At 41.6% G+C, this 19280-nt stretch carries 13 protein-coding genes; 4 read left to right on the top strand and 9 right to left on the bottom strand.

Features of this window, described 5'->3' with window-relative positions; translation table 11 throughout:
- Positions 1–2: 2 nt before the first annotated feature.
- Genes CLV59_RS24810 through CLV59_RS24785 form a run of 6 tightly spaced genes read right to left on the bottom strand, consistent with a single transcriptional unit; the run spans position 3 to position 13742 of the window.
- A complete protein-coding gene (locus CLV59_RS24810) occupies positions 3–707 on the bottom strand; it encodes a hypothetical protein (protein WP_146616309.1) in 705 nt (234 codons plus the stop codon).
- A 1-nt stretch (position 708) separates the two neighbouring features.
- The gene (locus CLV59_RS24805; RefSeq protein WP_146616308.1) at positions 709–4197 is read right to left on the bottom strand and encodes a carbohydrate-binding protein; all 3489 of its coding nucleotides are present in this window, start codon (positions 4195–4197) and stop codon (positions 709–711) included.
- A 42-nt stretch (positions 4198–4239) separates the two neighbouring features.
- A complete protein-coding gene (locus CLV59_RS24800; protein ID WP_111594792.1) occupies positions 4240–4740 on the bottom strand; it encodes a hypothetical protein in 501 nt (166 codons plus the stop codon).
- Positions 4741–4747: 7 nt separating this feature from the next.
- On the bottom strand, positions 4748–10387 hold the full coding sequence (locus tag CLV59_RS24795; protein WP_111594791.1) for a PA14 domain-containing protein: 5640 nt from the start codon (positions 10385–10387) through the stop codon (positions 4748–4750).
- A gap of 34 nt (positions 10388–10421) precedes the next feature.
- Positions 10422–11504: a hypothetical protein gene (locus CLV59_RS24790; protein ID WP_146616307.1), complete on the bottom strand. Its 1083-nt coding sequence runs from the start codon at positions 11502–11504 to the stop codon at positions 10422–10424.
- Between the two features lie 9 nt (positions 11505–11513).
- Positions 11514–13742 carry a hypothetical protein gene (locus CLV59_RS24785; RefSeq protein ID WP_146616306.1) on the bottom strand — a complete coding sequence of 743 codons (2229 nt, stop codon included), beginning with the start codon at positions 13740–13742 and terminating at the stop codon, positions 11514–11516.
- Positions 13743–14231: 489 nt separating this feature from the next.
- Here CLV59_RS24785 and CLV59_RS24780 point away from each other — a divergent pair, with 489 nt between their 5' ends.
- From CLV59_RS24780 to CLV59_RS24770, 3 genes are read left to right on the top strand one after another with little or no spacing between them, the layout of a single operon-like run.
- The gene (locus CLV59_RS24780) at positions 14232–15239 is read left to right on the top strand and encodes a c-type cytochrome (RefSeq protein ID WP_111594788.1); all 1008 of its coding nucleotides are present in this window, start codon (positions 14232–14234) and stop codon (positions 15237–15239) included.
- 6 nt (positions 15240–15245) lie between these two features.
- Positions 15246–15704 (top strand): DsrE family protein, encoded by a 459-nt coding sequence (locus CLV59_RS24775; protein ID WP_111594787.1) that lies wholly within the window; start codon positions 15246–15248, stop codon positions 15702–15704.
- Between the two features lie 13 nt (positions 15705–15717).
- Complete coding sequence (locus CLV59_RS24770; protein WP_111594786.1) at positions 15718–16629, top strand: molybdate ABC transporter substrate-binding protein; 912 nt, start codon at positions 15718–15720, stop codon at positions 16627–16629.
- Positions 16630–16662: 33 nt separating this feature from the next.
- Here the strand turns inward: CLV59_RS24770 and CLV59_RS24765 are convergent, their stop codons facing one another.
- Entirely contained in the window at positions 16663–16878 is a 216-nt protein-coding gene (locus CLV59_RS24765) for a hypothetical protein (RefSeq protein ID WP_146616305.1), read from the bottom strand.
- Between the two features lie 147 nt (positions 16879–17025).
- On the opposite strand from CLV59_RS24765, the gene CLV59_RS24760 reads away from it, so the two are divergent.
- Positions 17026–17463, top strand: coding sequence for a hypothetical protein (locus CLV59_RS24760; protein ID WP_111594784.1), 438 nt, complete (start codon positions 17026–17028; stop codon positions 17461–17463).
- 589 nt (positions 17464–18052) lie between these two features.
- Here CLV59_RS24760 and CLV59_RS24750 read toward each other — a convergent pair.
- Both CLV59_RS24750 and CLV59_RS24745 read right to left on the bottom strand, forming a co-directional pair.
- Positions 18053–18631 (bottom strand): SMI1/KNR4 family protein, encoded by a 579-nt coding sequence (locus tag CLV59_RS24750; protein WP_111594783.1) that lies wholly within the window; start codon positions 18629–18631, stop codon positions 18053–18055.
- 53 nt (positions 18632–18684) lie between these two features.
- Positions 18685–19278, bottom strand: coding sequence for a NucA/NucB deoxyribonuclease domain-containing protein (locus CLV59_RS24745; RefSeq protein ID WP_111594782.1), 594 nt, complete (start codon positions 19276–19278; stop codon positions 18685–18687).
- Between the last annotated feature and the right edge of the window lie 2 nt (positions 19279–19280).

The raw sequence follows: 19280 nt of genomic DNA, 5'->3' as shown, positions 1-19280 counted from the left end.
AATTATTGGTTGGGCTTATCAAAAGTCAGTGAATAATCTTTATACTTACCAGCAGGTTTTAAATCAGGCCCGTCCAAAACAAGGTAGGTTTCCGATTTAAACTCTTCAAAATCTGCTTTAATAATCCTGTAATTAGAAAAATAAGAAGTGGCTGTAGGAGGCGTACTTATGCCTTCATCAATTACATCAGCACCAACAGCAAACACCTGCAACATGTATCCGGTTTTAATATCTGAAGTCACCACAAAAGACTTAAAACCAGTACCAGGCTGACAATTAAAGGTCAGTTTTTTCACTCCTTTATCTATGGCAAGACTCCATGTATCAATGAACGGTATGATAGCTTCGATGCTTGGCATAGACATTTGTGCCAGCACTGTTCGCTCATAGTTTCTGCTTACAATCATCTGTTGGAAAGTATTGTTAATCATAATCCGGTATTGCGGATTCAGAATAACTTCCATTTCTCCCATTTTCATCTTCATTCTTTCGGGGCCAAATGAAATGGTGGCCTTCATAGTATCAGGTGTCTGACCAATATTTCCAACAACCGTCACATCATAGGAATAAGGTTTCACATTCGGATCTATCTGCATCTTCCTGTATGCTTCCCGGAAACCGGTCGTATCCTTAAATTCCTGGGCAAAGCTTTTCTGCTGGCTGCCACATAGGAAAAACAGGGCTACAAGTATCAATCTGTTCCTCATGTTATTTTTCATTTTGAATGATACCATTTCTGGTTTCTTTGATTGTTAGAATACCTCTTTCTGTTTCTTTCTTCACCCTGATGAGGGTTCCATCATCATCATATTCATAGAAAGTGGCGTAGTTATTTTCATCCAGGTCGGCCATCATACGGAGGTCCGAAGAGCTGTATACATAGGATTTCATGTTGGCATTGTAGGGATGGAACCTGATATCATCAAAATATACCTTCGTACTGGTGGTTGCTTCCAGCATCAGGGTAAGACTGCTATCGCCCACAGGCAGGTTGAATGCCTGCTCATAACGCTGCCACCCGTCAATAATACCGCCTGTAGGTTTTAGTTCGATGGTCTGACGCACAGCGCCTCCTACAAAAATGGTAATGCGATGATTAGCATAGCTGGTGCTAGTACATGGACCAGCTTCTTTCACCCAGGCACTGAATAACATATTTGTGCCCACAACAGGGGAGAAGGTTGGTAACAGTACACTCCCATTCAATCTTACTCCTTTTAGTACCATGTCGCTGGCACAATCATCTGATTGCATCTGGAAGTCCGGGCCATCAGGCAATACATCCTGCGTTACCACAGGCACCTTTAACATAACAGGGCGATCTTTTTCCACTCTTAGACTGTACCTGCCGGTATGATGTTCTGCATCATCAATCTGTGACGCATAGCTTGTAAAATCGAAGTGGCGGCCGGTGGCACATTTTACTACATCACAATTTCCACCAACATAATCGTAATCCTCAAATCCATCATAAGCAGAGCTTCTGTACTTACCATTTGCAATAGCAGCTATCTGAAGCGAATTATCATACCCAAACAATGCCGCGCTATATATCCCCATAGCATTCATGGTTTCCAGCTGCAAGCCTTTACTGTTAAAGGCAGTGCTTTGTTCATTCCAAACCCACTTGGTGGTATCTAAGTTTCCACTTTTACTCCAGAAATCTCCATCCTGCGCCCAGAAAGACATAAAACTCTTATAGGTACCATCCGTGCGGATATTGGTAGCCTGCTCAGTGGAGGTTTCTTTTCTGTTGTCATAATAAAGCATTGTCCGTAGCGGTTTCCAGTTACCGAGTAACCCAATCGCATAAGGGTTTACTACTGTATCGGTTACAGCGCTATAGCATGCTGTCACTATCGGTGCAATCTTTATTTCTGTAGTATCGCGGATAGGTGTAGGACACATATCGGTTTTAACTGATACAGTATAGATACCCGCATTCAGTGGAGAGAAATCAGGTATAATGGCGAATCTATTATGCGACTCATAGTACCTATTTGTGCGCGGGTCTCTCGGACCAGCCCAGGTATATACAGGATTGGTAACCGGTAGATCCAACATCAGCTGTACAAAATCGTGCGCACAGTAATAGGGCTCGCTGATGATAAAGTGATGCGTTGCAAAGTCATAGATCTTTACATCCTGCACGATGAAGTTATTACAGGAGTCAGTAATTTTAATGGAGTATTCCATTCCTTTATCCAAAGTATAACCGGCGCCGCTACTAAAATCACCCGTTTGGTTGGTGGCCAGGTAGTGATCACTCAGCGCTTCCCCTTTATTGGCCAGCTGATAAGTATAAGCACTTCCAGGCATTCCTCCCCCTTTTGCACGAATTCGGATGACGCCACTATTAGCAGGCGAACCAGGACATATCCAGCCTAAAACAGAATCCACTGCCAGTGGGTAAGTATAGGTTTCGAAAGTCAGTACATTTTCTCCCCAGTCCAATGCAGGGGAGAGGCTTCCCAGCGCAACTTTATACGTTCCTCCCACAGGAAGTAAAAAAGAATTAGTAAGGGCAACAACTCCCAGTGAAGTTCCCCAGCGACCAAGAGTCTGAAAGGACATTGACGCGGTCGAAAATGGCGCACGACCTGTAAATTTCGGAAAAACCCTTAATCCACCACATTCCCATTTGGTAGTGGCTGTCCAGGTAAATTGTCCCACTTGCTGTTCAGTTATTGTAATTGGAAACAGGAAGGTATCACAATCAATAGTTGTTCTGAACATATAAAACCCAGGCGTCAGCGGTTCGCGATCCTGCATCAGATAAGAAGAGTGGTAATTGGGCGTACCATAAATTGCGGACTCCTGCTGCAGTAGCCTTAGTGGATATTCTCCCTGATATGGGAAGAGCATCTCTATTTTTCCATTAGATGGAAAATTACCGGGACGTCCATTGACCGTTATGAATACGGAGGCCACATTACTCCTTCCTTGATAAATCTCGCCAGCCGAGTATACCACACGCATCGTAACAGTTGGTGGCAATATCTCATTCAGCGTCAACATATTCTCCGTTAATACAGCGCCATCACTGTCATAGAGTACCAATCTGTAATTGCCTGTCCTCACACCCGTAAAAACTCCTGTACGCTGGTCATAAATGGTATCTCTCCCTAATACTGATTGGGATTGTATGGCGCCAGTTCCATCATACAAAACCGCTTTTAAAGGGAAACAACTATGTCCATAATAAACGGTATAATTTAAATTGTAGGTGGTATCTGCACAATTCTTCATAAGATTATATGCCAGTCTTGCCGGGGTAACTACGATGTTAGCAGTTGCTTCCGGCAAACAGGAAGATGTAACTTTCACCGTTACAACTTTACCATAATAGTCTTTCATCGATTTACCTGTAGGAAATGTCAGTGTATCTATCAGGTAGACCCTATTTCCTATCAGCTTATCAGCTACCAGCAATTCATCATCCACCCATATCGAATAATGTCTGACATCTCCAATGTTTTCCAGGTATAGCTGTCCTATGGTTCTAATTTTTAAACCACTGCAATCTTCCAGTGGCGACATATCCAATTGCAGGTAATTTGGAATATCATCCTGCTCTACTGTTACCGGGTTCAGGTATTGGGAAGTACCACAGGCATCCACCACAGATACCTGATAGCTCCCTGCAGGAAGGTTATTAAAATACTTGTCATCATTATTTTGAAGGGTCATCGGACTGGCATCAAATCCAGCAGGCGACTGAAGAAACTTAACAGTATACGGGGGGCGACCTCCTTGTAGTTTCAATAATATCTCCCCATTATGGCAGTCACCATAGGTAGGTTTCGTAGCCGTAAAAGAAGGATAAAATGCAGGATAGGTACCAATAATATTAGTAACCGCTGTTTTAATGACCTTATTACCATTACAAGTGGCAGTCACCGCAACAGTATAATATCCCGGACTGATATTCGTCAATAGCGGCAGACTGGTACTAACAATGGTGGTTCCACCAGTAGTACCTGCATCAGGACTGAGTGAATAAGTTATATTTTGTAAAGAGGTTACACTTGGTCCGACAAGAGAAACTTCTATTTTCCCACTTCTCGGGCATCTGGAGGTATCTGTCTTCAGTTCAACACGCCAGTTATCACATTGTGAGGTTTGCGCCATCACTATCATTTGTGATGAAAGGATAAATACCAATACCAGGCAACAACTATATATTTTACGTATCATTCGTATAGGAATAATTCAATAAATAAAAGGGCAACAGTGGAATTACTTCTTCTTGAACTTACACTGATAAACAATTTTCATCGGCACGCCGTCACGGGGATCCATATAATTGTTTGTCATACTCCCCAGCGCCAATGTATCTCCAGGAAGTAGTGCATAGGGTCCTTCAAATAAGGGTTCCTGTGATTGCTTCGCTTCTTTATTGACAGGATAGGTTTGTATCAGCAAACGACCATTCTCCGGACAACTATACTTCCATCTATCCATACTCAGGTGAAATTTCACCATACAAAAGTCAGACAGAAACTCAAGCTGTTCTATTAAACCGCCACCAGGTATAGCCTTCATATCCTTACCAGTTATAGTTTTACTTTTTAGTAAGGTACCCAGTTGCATATGGTAAGCTTCATAAGAGACCTGGACCAGTTCCCAGGTCCCCAACAGCTTAGTATCAGGAACCTTTATTTGCGCACTCAATTCATTTACACTTGCCATCAGCATAGGGATCAATAATCCCAGGATATATTTAAAAAAGATTTTCATAGGATCATTATTTTAACACACAACGTAAAAGGGATTTCTGTATATCATTAATTTTCCAGTCTTCACTGAACTCTATAGCCGAGGCATTCAAGATATCCCTACTTTCATCCAGGATAAGGTTATACTGCCCGTCTTCAAATACCAGTGGTGATTTTTTCATTACAATTGTTCCCACATTGGTGAAAATATTTCTTCTGCCAGAGCGGATAACTTTAAATGAGACATTACCTGTTATGGGTTGTCCGTCTGCACTAATAAAAATGAGTCTTTGATTTTCGGTATTGGTACGATTGATATCTATGACATATCCTTTATTGACACTTGGAAAATCAGCATACAACGGGGTACAGTATGCAATATCTCCAATGTTCTTTCTGGAATAGTAGATAATCTCATCTCCAGATGTCAAACTGAACTTCTGATCTTGCGGATATGGAAAGACAGTAGGTACTCCCTTAATCATCTGCCATCCACCAAACTGGCGCCCAACATTTTTATAAGCAGGTCCCATACCATTATATACCCAATGAGAAGGTATATTGAAGGTATATACAGGATCATCAAACTCATTCTGTATGGCTGTTAATAATACGCCTCCTGTCTCCTCATCGTAGAGTAGATTTTTTGTAACCACTCTGCTACCTTTCTCAATAGCCACCACACTATCTACAATACCTTTCCTGTTAATAAGTTTGGTAGTAGCTTCAGATCTAAAGATGGCTTCTTCACTTTGCGGAATAGGCACTATATAAGGCCAGGAAACCACCCATCCGAACAATACACCAATCGTTCCGCCACTAACAGAAAGGGATGTAGTACGGGATATCTGCTGACGCAGGTCATTCATGATTTCTACATCCAGTCCACATTGCGCATTATCATTGATTTCACCATTTGCTGAAACAGTAGTCACCTTGTTACTCAGGTGTTTCGACTCCATATTCTGGTCGTCTACATGGTAATAAGTTGTCTGTGAGGAGATAGGTTTATCACTACCTTCTGCGTAGGTTTCAACACTACGGATTTTACCATGCATGTCGTTCAACTCTACCTTGAATCCCTGAGAAATAGTGAGATGATATTGCGCATTGAACTTTAACCAGTTGCCTATATTGCTTGGTTTATAACGTTCTCTTGTAGCGCCATCCAGCTCTACAAATGTGGCAATGACAGGAAAATCATATGCTGTATAGAAACAGTTCTCCGTATAACCATTCGCAGATCTGATATGCTTACCGGAATGGATAGATCTTACTGTAACCTTTCTGTAACCTACAAGCGGAGATGGGAATAAAGATTCACCCAATGGCGTCTCTACATAACTAGTGACTTCTGGTACCATTTTTCCAACTTTTTCCTTGTAGACAATCGGCGTTCTCCAAGGGTTCTCTTCACCACCCAGTAATGGTTCATAGGAAGCAACACCACTGCTAATTTCGGTACCATCACTATTCGTCATGGTATATTTGTATTCAGTACCATAAACAGATTCCTTCTGTTTGGTCATTTCATTCCAGTTGTCATAAATCAGGATATTCTTCACCCTGATACCACCACCATACTTTTTATAGTCTGGTACGCATAATCTCGCATAGGAGCGCTTTAAATCCAGGTCTCTGGCACTTCCTCGGATACGCGCAGAACGTTCCACTCCAGAAAATTCAGATACGATGTTGGCCGCCAGTTGATAAAACATTTTAATGGCTGCCTCTCCAGTAAGACCTGTTCCCACCTCTGAGCCAGGATATGTCTTCGACTGTAAATTGTTTTTCATAAACTGAATGGCAGCATTAGCCAGTGGACTAAAACGACTGCCTTCATCGCCATCCAAATGAACCGGACGCAATTTCAGATAGAAATATTTCCCATTTTCGAAGACGCCAATATTGGTGGTATCCAGAAATCCATAACATGCTACCGTCTCATTACCATAGCCATTCAGATCCTTTGGCATAGCCACATTCAATCGGAAGTAGATAGTATCATGCAACTCCTTCAGGTATTTTTCATATACGTCCATTTTAGATGACACCCGTTGTGGTGCGGCAAAAGACACATACAGATAATCCTCAAAAGAAGTACCTCCATTGGTATATAAATTATTGGTCAGCTTTTCCTTACTGTCAGGAGCTTCTTTACTAAGTCCGGCAATCTGGATCATGCTGGCAGAACGCTTATTCTGCACGAACCCATAATCATCACTTTCAAAATTCACTTTCATCCGACCGCCTGAAGGCAGTTTGATAGAATCAAGCGTCCATGCAGCCACATTTTTAGCCATAATAGCACTGTCCTGTAACGCATATGGATATTCCGCATTTGTTATCAAATCATTTCCGGAAGACATGGGGTTATCCAACGGATTCTTGTAATTGCCCCAACGATCGGAGGACTGATGATTATAATCCGGGTTAAGCTTATTATAGTAGAAGAAATAACCATTCTGTTTTGCCCTTGCCAGATTTTTGCTCTGGTTACCATTATAAGAGAACCAAACGTCTTTCAGCGTCAGCTTGCCCTTTGAAGGATCGCCAGCTACTCCTTTACAGAGTTCATAACTGTAGTCAAAATGTACCGTCTTTACAGGAGTAGGAGTAACGCCATCTTTCATCGCCTTCATATAGGCTGATTTAGAATACAGGTTAATTTCCTTCAGGTACTTTGTCTGCTGATTATTCTCCAGTATACCTCTTTCATTGATAGGCAGCAGGTCTTCTCTGTCTCCAACGGTGAAAGTGGCTATCATTGTTTTGGATACAATGGAATTGAGATACCAGAGTTCCTTTTCTCCATAAACATAACTTCCCTTGTCATCTCTGAAATCGCTCACCAGCCCATCATTATATCCTACTTTATCGTTGTAGGGCGTTCTCCATTTAAAACCATACTTTCCACCGGCAGTTTTAGAATAGTTGAATTTCACTGCCGTCCCAAGATCGTCATCTGAAATACCATCTCCGGTAACATCCACATAATCCGGTGAAATAATACCTGTCAATAAGAAGGAATGTGCATAAGCGGGCGTTTCCTGCATATTGAAATAGTTGTCGTTACCGTTCTTATTATCCGGAGTATTGTCTACTCCAAATACAAAAGGTGCTTCACCAGATTTCTTCGCGGATTCGTCGTGATTCAGAGAGAAGGTATATTCCTTTTCGAACAGGTTATATACAGGCAGTCCGTATATATATCGTTCTCCCGAGTTATTCAGCACATCAATTTCTGATATATGGTGTTGTTTACGGAAATTGTTCACTCTTTTTTCCACGCTAATGCCGGAGGCGGTAAGCAGGGAATCTGCTGGAGGCGGTACGAAAAAGGTCGGCTCTACAGGCTGTCCATCTTTAGTCCATGCTTGCCTCAAATATCCGTCTTCCCAAGTATTACCGTATTCAATTACGACATCATAAAATTTATTCCCTTCCAGATTAACCGTGAATTCCCGCTTTGCATTGGCATTATCTTGCCAGTCTTCAGCTTTCTTGACACCATTGATATAAAACCTGCACATATCGTTATACTGCAGGGAGCATTTATAAGTACCGTCTTCAGACACTCTCATGCGGGTCTTGAATCTTACCGCAAAAAAGGTATTGTCTTTTCTAACAGGCGAAGTATTAATAACTGGTGTTCCTAATTCAGGATTTTTTGTTAATAGCTCTTTGATATTATTAAACTGGATATTCTGAAAGTTAACAGTTCTCAAAAAGTATCTTTTATCCAATAGCCAGTTAGAACTGGTCAAATCATAGATCTCTCCGGTATAACCTAGCTCTGATTCCAGACCATCAGGAATGGTATTTCCACAACTACCTACGGGAAAGCTATTCACCGGATAGTTTTCGATGAACTTCGATACACCCGCCGTAGAGGCTTCATCAGCAGTGAGGTAAGTAATGGTCTGCGTTCTCTTTTCCCGGTTATACTTCTTTCCATCCACACCATCCAGTTTATTAACTACTCTTCCTCCACGATAAACATTCAGCGCCCCGGTTTTATCTCCATACACCAGATCTGTACCTCCTATTGATTCCAGGTAATCCGGATCTGCAGCTCCCATTTCTCCGGCATTTATAAAGTAAGAAGGCTCGAATGCAGAATATTCATCCCCTTGCTGGAAGTCAAATTTGGAAGCCATACCAGTTCCCATCCACGGGCCTGTTGCCGTAGTTGGAACACTGCGGTTAAAATCCACCCCCACTGTAAACAATTGTCCAAATCCAAACTCAAGTCCACCACCGATAGCAATGGATTTTGTTTTCAATGGATGGTCTGATACAAAGCCAACATCACCACGATGCGCCCTGAACATACCGCCACTACCTTCACCGCTGATAGAAAACACATCATAAGAGTAATAAGGCAGGGCAATATTTCTGTTGTCTTCCTTCACAGGTATATCCCGCTCTCTACCATAATCCATTAAGCCATTACGACCCTTATCTATCTGATGCATATTTAAGTAACCATAGGCAGGAATAGCCTTATACTGGTCTGCTTTTGCCAGGAACTGACGCGTAACATATCCACTGATACCTGCATACCCAAAGATGGAAAATGCAATACCACCAAACCCAAACCGGCCATTATAAGCTTCTGTAGTAAATGGAGCGCTTACACCAGGCGAAAAGGTAGGAGAAACAAAAGAGATACTGCTGGAAAGCGTGGCCTTCTCTAATTGACCATGATAAGGCACCTGCTTCAGCATGGAAACCGGTCTGCCCTGTGCATCCGTCCCAGCAACTGTTCTGTTAGCAACACCAGCGATATACTGTCTTATCCCCGCTGAATATTGCAGCGACTTCAAACCAGAACGAGTATTGTAACTAAGTCCAACAGATATATGTCCTGTATAACCTCCTTTTTCATTGAGGTCTTTCTTGTAGGTTTCCAGCTCCAGGGAAGGATTTAACGAAATACCATCATGGGTATTATTAGAGACAGATAAACCGGCTGTAAGCGTGCCAAATCCTTTGGATGCTGCATTCAACCCAACACTGGCGCCAGATTCCATACCCCATCCCCTGTAATTATTATAGAACAAGCCAAGGTTCAAGCTGGCTTTAATAGGGAAGCCACTCAACTTTATTCCTGCAGTAGCAGTAGCCCCGATTGTCTTATTCTCTTTGATATTTAATGTTTTGCTGATGGTATCCTTTCCATTAAAATCATCTGGTATACCTCTCAAATTTCGGGTAATAGCTCCCGGATTTAAAGTCCATCCAAGGCCTACCCAACTGGCTTCCTGATCCATGGATATGCCACTGTTATAGCCCAACGCCAACGGATACCCCCCCACGTCCACTAACGGGATCGTATACTTGAAATCACCCGTAAATAAATCCACCATATTATCGTTCGTCACAGAGCGGAAAGTCTGAGATTCCGGCTGCGTAGGCCCTCCGAAATCCATTGATTTGGGAGCAACTGCCGCGGCAGACTTACTTTCTTCCGGCGCCTTACTAACCGTACCCTCATTGAACAATGGGGCACTTACAATCGACTTATTATTCCCCACCGATACAGAGAAGGACTTCCGGCCTCCGCCACCCAATGCATATGCCGGAACAATTATTTCAAAATATATAAGGGATAACATCAGGGAAGCAACTATCTTCCTTCTTCTATCAATAAAAGACAAAATCATTTTACACTAATTTGGTATAGGTAACAGTCCAGTTTTACTTCGCTGCTGAATAGGTTAATTTAATCTGCCAGTGCTCTCCACGGGAATTCTCTATCCTGAATAAATAAATCTCTCCATCCTGCATCCGCTTCTTCAATGGCGCTACCAGATAATTCTCTCCGGGAACTACGGGCAGCTTGCCTTCATCTATCACTTTATTATTCTTCAGCGACAACAATTCATATCTTACTTCTTTTTCTCCACTCATATTTACATAGGCCACTTTCAATGTTCCACTTACATGCACCATGGCCGCATCCAGCTCCATTCTCAAACGAACAAAAGCATCGTTATTGTCCTCCGGACGCACTACATTATTCTTCATACGAAAAGTCCATACTTCTGTCTGCGCTGCAAATAACTTCCCATTACGGGCAGTTACCGTCCAGGCATAAGTAACGCCCGTATCCAAAGGCGCAGCCGCAGGTGGATAATTAACAAACATGTTCTTCAAATAAGTTCCTCTGTAAACAGGAATATTCTGTTGCACTGCCTCTTGCGGCGACTGCCCCTCCCGAACACGCGTGATCACCATATCATAGTTAAGATCACTAAACATACTGGCTGGCACCGGCGGCAACCAGGTAAACTGTGGATAACGTTCCTCCAGCAAACTCTCATTGGAGGGCATATTCAGTAAGGGCGGACTCACGGGCTCCACCACAAAAGGAATACAATCATCTCCAAATTGTTGTTGTTGCTTATTGTCAGAAAGACTCAGACTATAACATGCCAGGTAATTACCCGCAGGCAACAAAGCTGTCGGACTCCTGTCAATACTCGTACTCAGGTACTCATACTGAATAGGTCCAAGGTCGCTTGCCTGCAATTGCCGCGCCCCTCTGGTGAGCATAATTTCATTACTGATACCTGTAAGCACAGGTTGATTCGTAGTAGCATCCATTAATCGAACTGCTACTCTTGCTCCAACTGGAACCTGTGAGCCGGAAACCAGCACCACATTCCATAGCTGTGCCTTTAACAATACGCCTCCTGATGGAAGCTGTGGAGTCATAGTTACCTGCGCTTGCACACGAAATGCCATTAGCATCCATAGGAGGTATAGGGTCCTCTTCATATCTTGTAATTAAAATATCTTGGTATAGGTTAATCTGCCTGTTTTGTTAGGCACCAGTTGACGATTCACTCCAGGAACAAACCCTTTATCCGCCATCAATCCAAACTCGCCGATCTTCGGAACATTCAACCGAATATTCCCGGAATAACCAGTTTGCTCGTTCCTGAATACTGTTTGGTAATTATACTTCAAGCCACCTCCAACTTCTAACCATCGGGTTACTTGATACTGCACATTCCCATCTGTTCCATATAAGGCATAATCCTGATTCGAAGACATATTTGCCCCTCCAGTTAACGTAAACTTCTTCACAAAAAGGGTCTGTGTTAACTGTAAGTTGGTACTGTTGAAATAGACAAAACTGCTATCCACCTGACGATTGTAAAAACGAGTAGCAGTAATCATAGTATTCATTCCAATGGCGCCAGCCGTATAGTTATGGCTCACCGTTCCCATCATGGTATAGAACATGTTCTCAATAAACTTGTCATCACTCATCTTCATCAACTGACTGGATGGGAAATACCCCACCGACACCACTGGCCAGTGCCTTCTTCGGAAGGTCGCCTGTATACTTTTAAAGATGGTTGAACTACTGTAATTCGTACTATCAAAAAAGTTATTATAGGCATTCCGCTTTATTGCGGCCACCACGGTCAACTGCTTCTTAAAAAATGGCTGCTCCGCTTTTAACTGCCAGGCCACCTGCTGCGTTCCTGGCGTATAAAGGCTGAATGATTGAAAGTCGGCCCCCATCAGTTTGTACATACCCGTTATCCTGGTAGCCGTCTGAGGGATATAACTAAACGCAGTCACAGCAAAGGCTTCATTCGAATGATTGTTAAACTGAACCATGCTGCTTCCCAGGCTCTGATGCTCTGCCACTCTTGCATAATAAGGGGTAGAAGACTTCGCCACCTCGCCTGTGATATAGTGATTACGGTTTATCTGCCAACGTCCTTCCAGGGATACGCCCATGATCTTATAATCAGGCGTTTCTACATTCCCGCCATTAGCACCAGTATTAAAATTATACACCTGCTTTTTCCCAGTGTAGAAGGAGAGAATAATATTATTGCCTTCTTTCAGTCCAGTGCCAACACGAACTATATTCAAATACTGCTTGGCGCGGTTAGCATTGACAACATAATCTCTGAAACGATAATCCACCGCACCTGTTGCAAAAGCAAAGTACCAGGAAGGATTAAACTCCGCCTGCACACCAGTAATACTAATATTCTTGGCGGTCAGTTCACTATAGTCTACCATTGTTCTGCCAATCCCGACAGATTTCAATGCCAGTAATGTTTTATACCCTTTTGGTAATACAGAGTCAGGAAGATTCATGCTTTCCAGTGAACTGATCAACTCTTCATCAGACTTGCTATTATGAATTACATCCAACAGCTTTGTTTTCTTATTACCATAAGCCAGCTTCTTCTTGTTATAAAACTTCTCCAGTCCATCGTACACCAACTTCATAGAATCAAGCTCCTGCTGCTTTCTGGCAAATTCATTTCTTAACTTGGCGACTGCGCTGTCTGAGTCCAGATCTACCTCTTTCTTCCAGGAAGGCATATTAACTGTCGGCTTAGAGAAATCAGGCCTTTCCAGTTTTGAAATATCGGTTACTGCCTTTTTGAAACGCAGATTGTAATCATGTTCTTTCGCTTCAATTAGTCGCTGTACTTGTTGTGGAGAATTAAACCAGTTTTTTAATTTCTCAAGCTGACTCCACTTCGTGTTCAACATTGTCTGTAAGCTATCTAATTCTTTTAGCTGCTTTAGCTTTCCAGCTTCCCACCCTTTGGCTTTATCCAGCAACATTTGTTTAAAATCACGATTCGTATATCGCAGATTTATACCTGTCAGATTTCTGAACAGCATCGAATTACCTTTACTGGTACTGAATGCTACCCTCAAAGGATATTGATCTTTTACGGTGATATCAAGATTAGTGGAAAGCGTATGTTGTTGAATATCCTTTTCCAGATACGGCGTATCCGTGTTGGATTGATAAAATCCATCATAGGAAACATTTCCGTGTATTTTCAGGAAAGGATTAGATTTCAGCGGAGCTGCCGCTCTCGGAAAACGCTCTCTAATCGTTGGCAGACGCGTATCTCCCAAAGGACCATTATATAATTCAACAGGTATAATAATGGATGATTTACAACCACTCAGTAGAGAAATTCCAATCGTATCTGTTGCGAAATTTTTATTAGGTAGTTGCTTCACTTGGGCAACCGCTTCCAATGTAAAAAATAGGCATAGTAGTATTAACTTTAATGATCTCACAGGATATATAGAATAACAATCTAACTAAGGGTTAACGACAACAAACTTTCGACAAGTGCTAATTATTGATAGCTTACAAAAGTAACCATTCAATTTAATTTTCAAAATATAAATTAAAAATACAACAATAGTAGCACTATAGTTCTGTATAAATCAAACGGTACAATTCGCCACCACAAGCATTCTAACAGCAAAATAAAAAATTCATCAAACGTAATTTTAAACATAACGACAATATTCCTGCAAGAAATAATCATATCATGTTCCTGCTATTTTTATTCGATAGTTGAAAACTCAAATTACCAACCATGTAATAAAAACATATGATATGGCCCCAAAGAACTATATTATAGCCTTAATAACTTTTAGTTATGATACATAAACCATTGTAATTTACTTTCTACAAAAGACCATATTACTTTTGAGATCATGAATACTGAACGCGATAGTAAGAACTTTGAAAATGACCCAATTCCACGTATCAACAGATTGGTAACTTATTGTATTATTCTTTCCCTGATGGTACTGATGCTTTGCGGTGGAATATACTGGACATATAATCATCAACGGCAAATTCCTAATGCGGAAATAAAAAGTGCCGATGCAGCACACGTGCAGAACCACCTCTCCGATAACAGTCCAGAAGGAGAACTGGCGGCCTATGGCGAACAATTGATCACCAGCACCGCAGCATTGTTGGGGCCCGATACAAAAATGAAAATCACAGGTAATAAACTGGCATGTACCAACTGTCATTTACAGGCAGGCACCAAACCCTTTGCTGCGCCATATATTGGCCTGACAGATAAATTCCCTACCTATATCGGTCGTGAAGATAAAATTGAAACGCTGGAAGAAAGAATCAATGGTTGTTTTGAACGCAGTATGAATGGTAGTAGCATTAGTGTGGAATCTCGGGAGATGCGTGCCATCGTGACTTACATCAAACACATCAGTAAAGGCACTATACTCGGTGATACACTGCGGGGCCGCGGCTTCACCCGGATCGCTCATCTTCCCCGAGCCGCTAGTCCGCAACAAGGTCAAACAGTTTACATCGCCAAATGTGCCAGCTGCCATGGTAAAGAGGGGCAGGGACAGCCTGGAGACAACCCTAACGGCTACACGTATCCACCGCTCTGGGGCCCTCATAGCTATAACGATGGCGCAGGCATGGCACGACTCCTCACCGCCGCTGCTTTCATTAAAGGCAATATGCCTTTCGGCGCAACCGCCGAAAACCCACTACTCACCGATGAGGAAGCCCTCGACGTTGCCGCTTACATCAACAGTCAGCCAAGACCCGTAAAAAGCAACAAGGAGAAAGATTATCCTGATTTAACCAAAAAGCCCAAGGATAGTCCGTATCCTCCTTACGCAGATCAGATCTCCCAGCACCAACACCAATATGGTCCATATAATTTCTCCGCAAAATAATACGCCATGAAAAAACTGATTAGCCTATTAGCACTTTATTGCCTGACGACAGGCGTCTCCCAGGCACAAGACAAACTATCTCAAAACAAATCCTTCCATGGCGCTGTTGCTACTGCAAAAAGCTATAAAGCCATCTATCAGTTGGATACCAATGCTCCGGAAAGAATCGAAAAAGCGATTCGCAATATCAATAACCTACTGGATGATCCCAGGCTGAAAGGAAAAATACAGGTGGAACTCATCGCCTTCTCCAAAGGGGCTGATGCCTATCTCAAAACATCCGGATTCGAAGAAAAGCTGATAGCGCTTATCAACAGAGGCGTTATCGTAGCAGAGTGTGAGAACACGCTACGGGAAAGGAAAATAGACAAAGATCAACTGTACGATTTCATCGCTTATGTACCTTCTGCCAATGGAGAACTGGTGATCAGAGCCGCAGCAGGATGGAGTATTGTTAAACCGTAATCAATCATCAAATATGAAAAAGATACTCTTCGCAGGAATCATGTTGCTGCTGGCCGGAACCGTGTCTGCGCAGCAAAACTACCAATATGATCCGCCCTGGAATCAACCGCCCGCAGCAGGTGTTAACTTCACGGTTCCCGGTGTGGATAACGTTCCCGACCTCTACGGCGATATCACCGATCCTCAGCTGGTCATCTTCTTCGCAGGCAATCAGTTTATGTGCCTGGATTCGCTGCTGGCAGCTTTCAAAAAAGCCTATCCGAAATACCAGCGCATCTTCGTAGAAACCTTACCACCAGGCATTTTGGCGGAACAGATTAAAAAAGGAAGCCTTACAATGGGGAACCTGCATATCACCACGCAACCGGATGTATATGCAGCGGGCAAAACCCGCATGACAGAAATGACGCCATATATGTCGTACACCGCGCCCTACGCCTATAATCAGTTGAGTCTGATGGTTTATAAAGGCAATCCGAAAAACATTCAGGGGCTTACTGATCTGCGTCAGTCAGGTATCCGCATAAGTATGCCTAATCCTGCATGGGAAGGCATCGGCCGACAAATAGAAACTGCCTATCAAAAGGCAGGAGGGGAGGTGTTACAGCAAGCAATAATGCAAGCCAAAACAAAAGACAGTACCACCTATCTGACACGTATTCATCACCGCGAGAGCCCGATGCGCATCCTATATCAACAAAGCGATGTAGCCCCGGTCTGGTCTTCTGAAGTCTATTATCAAAAAATGTTAGGACATCCGGTAGAAGAAGTGGTTATCCCTGAGAAAGAGAATATCCGCGCTACTTACATGATTGGGCAACTGAAAAAAGCGCCACATCCGGCTGCAGCAAAGGATTTCATAAAATTTATTCAATCGGCTGAAGGGAAGAGGATTTATAAGATGTATGGGTTTCAGACGGAGTAAGAGAAGATCGAGTTGATCTTCTCTTTACATTCTCTATAATTTCTCTATTCTGCAATCATGAATGTTGTTGTCCAGTCTATCTCCCTGTGTAATTGGATTCACCGAAAACACCACTCCTGCGATTTTGTAGGAAATTCCTTCTAATATTACTATGTCGCCAATTTTAGGGACCTTTCCTGTAGGAAATTGAATAGTAGCCATTACACCCATGGATACCTTATGTATGGCAATTAGTAGGGGATTCTCCATTACTGTTTTGGTATTGAATTTGTTAGTTTTTTTTACTAGAAGGGTCGTCAAATCATCATCAAATATAGCATTCGTTTTAAACATTAAATGCTTCTGAAACGTGCCATACAGGTTTTAAAATTATCAAATTCCCATTTATAATACACTATGAAAAAGAAATCACACTATTTAATCATTTTTCTAATTGTTATACTTGGCTCTTGTGGAGGAGTAATTGGTAACATCCAAAAATATTCCTTCGCAAATGCCAACCCAGACACATTAAGTGCAGCTATTAATAGGGTATATCAAAAATATCCAGATTTAATAAAAAATGATACTTCAATGTATGGCAACAACAACGGTAATATATTCTATTTCGTTCTTAGTCAAGAACACGAACGATATGTCTTCAAATGTACAATTATTAGCTACCCTTCACCCTATGACAAAGACATTGATCTGTCCCTAACATCCGCAACAAAATGGGGCACATCTATGGATTTAGCACCTGATATGGGTTATTGGCAAAAAAGGAAATATAGAAACCTCTTCGAAAAAAACATCTTACCAAAAATATATAAAGAGTTTAAACGGGAGGAATAAAACCTTATTCCGCCCGATTGAATGCAATTAGTGCTTTAGTGAAGATTGCGCAACAGTTTTATATGACCTGACGAACTAATACACCTGGAAAGTAAAGTCTTAGTGAGGTCAGGGTTGAAGATAAATGTATTGCTGAGAAGCAACGTTTAATACAAAAGGTCAAACATGAAGATAGGCAAACAGTGTACCGGATTATCGATACAATGCTTGCCAAATATAAATTTAAGGATTTTTCATAATGAAGCCTTCGGTATGGATTACCATACTTTTTATTTCCCCGAAAGTTTGCTAAAAAATCCCTCCCCCTTTGTCTTATAAAAATCCTAGAATAATCCATAGGAATATCTCCTTTCACATCAGATGACATGACTGGATTATTTGCAAAGCAACTATATGGACTCTTGCAGATATCAGAACGGAGATCCAAATTCCATCTTCGTTTAATCCATGGATCATACTTTTAGACCTATGCCGTAAAACTATTTCCTACTCCATTGATGTCATCTGATTCTCCTGTCATTAACCCCATACCTATAGTTATCAACACGACCTTACAACTCCAATTCACTTGGCCCAGAACTTCTAAAAGTTATTGCCAGTATTGCGACTTAGGGTTTAGTTGTCTACTAATATCAAACATTTTTTCTACATCTACAATGAGTCCTTTTCCATCAATGTATTGAAATGCACCACTTTTAAAACATTCAATATTTGTATGAAACATTGATTCAATCGAATCATAAAATGTCATCATTGGCGATATGGATAACGAACTTTTTGAATATAATAATATCATATTATAGTTGATACTCTTGGAATTAGTATCATAAAACAGATAATCTCCTTTATAGTTTCCGAAAATTGGAATAGTACCAACTTCCCAACTCCCATTCCCATTTAAGTTATAGAGATCCTGAACAAAGCTAAGCGGTAATAATACTCCTCTTCCTGTAAAGTTATATAGGTTAGTATATTCTGTTGTGTCATACGCAACTCCATCCTTCCAGCTATATAATTCTACCAGTTGTGTCCTTGCTAGACTATCTTTTATTCCCAAATCATCAAGGATTTTTAATATTTCCTTTTCCGATTTGGGTTCCTGCAATCTTTCATACAGGAAATTAGAATGATGTTTGATGATCGTATCAAATTTATAAATGAAATTCATTTTTGTTTTTTTATACGTATTAATTATAAGTTCCTGTATCTCTTGCCTTTACCCTAAAGTACAATTGGGGTAAGGACGGGAGCTGGAGCCGGAACTGGTACCGTTGTTCTAGAGTCTATTCCAAGTAAATCCTTAAGTAATTTTTCAAATGCTGAAAAGGGATGGCCTCCATCAACTTTCGGCTTACTTGGAAGGTTTCGAATCTGCTTTTCAAGTTCTTTTAGAGTTGGAGACGGAAATGGAACCTTTCTATATTTCTCTATTAACTTTTCATAGCTTGGATATTTCTTTTTGGGAGGTATCAAGGGTGGAACCCCTGGTGTCGGATCATACTGATCATAATCTCTTGGAATCAATACGACATCAAATATATCCCCATCAGTCAACTTATAGGTTTTAATCAATGCTGCCAGAAGGTTACCATGTTGTTGATTTTCTATTGCTCTCACAAGATTTCGTACACCTCTTGCGCCTCCTTCCCATGTTGATGCATAAGCTACTTCATCTTCTTGAAATAGTACTGGGTTGGGATTAAAAAGAGGATGTGCCAATTCATTAGCCGTTCTTCTTGCGTCATTCCTTGCTCGACTTGGGTCATAATGAAAATGTAGATGTATTAGCTTATGAGCCCCAACGATTGCTTCCAAAG

Source organism: Chitinophaga dinghuensis (assembly GCF_003259435.1).
Classification (GTDB): Bacteria; Bacteroidota; Bacteroidia; order Chitinophagales; family Chitinophagaceae; genus Chitinophaga; species Chitinophaga dinghuensis.
The sequence above is the reverse complement of the archived record's forward strand: the minus strand, read 5'-3'. Positions and strand labels throughout refer to the sequence as shown.

Coding starts and splice junctions, on each gene's coding strand:
- CLV59_RS24810 (WP_146616309.1), bottom strand. CDS start 707: ATGAGGAACAGATTGATACTTGTAGCCCTGTTTTTCCTATGTGGCAGC.
- CLV59_RS24805 (WP_146616308.1), bottom strand. CDS start 4,197: ATGATACGTAAAATATATAGTTGTTGCCTGGTATTGGTATTTATCCTT.
- CLV59_RS24800 (WP_111594792.1), bottom strand. CDS start 4,740: ATGAAAATCTTTTTTAAATATATCCTGGGATTATTGATCCCTATGCTG.
- CLV59_RS24795 (WP_111594791.1), bottom strand. CDS start 10,387: ATGATTTTGTCTTTTATTGATAGAAGAAGGAAGATAGTTGCTTCCCTG.
- CLV59_RS24790 (WP_146616307.1), bottom strand. CDS start 11,504: ATGAAGAGGACCCTATACCTCCTATGGATGCTAATGGCATTTCGTGTG.
- CLV59_RS24780 (WP_111594788.1), top strand. CDS start 14,232: ATGAATACTGAACGCGATAGTAAGAACTTTGAAAATGACCCAATTCCA.
- CLV59_RS24775 (WP_111594787.1), top strand. CDS start 15,246: ATGAAAAAACTGATTAGCCTATTAGCACTTTATTGCCTGACGACAGGC.
- CLV59_RS24770 (WP_111594786.1), top strand. CDS start 15,718: ATGAAAAAGATACTCTTCGCAGGAATCATGTTGCTGCTGGCCGGAACC.
- CLV59_RS24765 (WP_146616305.1), bottom strand. CDS start 16,878: ATGGAGAATCCCCTACTAATTGCCATACATAAGGTATCCATGGGTGTA.
- CLV59_RS24760 (WP_111594784.1), top strand. CDS start 17,026: ATGAAAAAGAAATCACACTATTTAATCATTTTTCTAATTGTTATACTT.
- CLV59_RS24750 (WP_111594783.1), bottom strand. CDS start 18,631: ATGAATTTCATTTATAAATTTGATACGATCATCAAACATCATTCTAAT.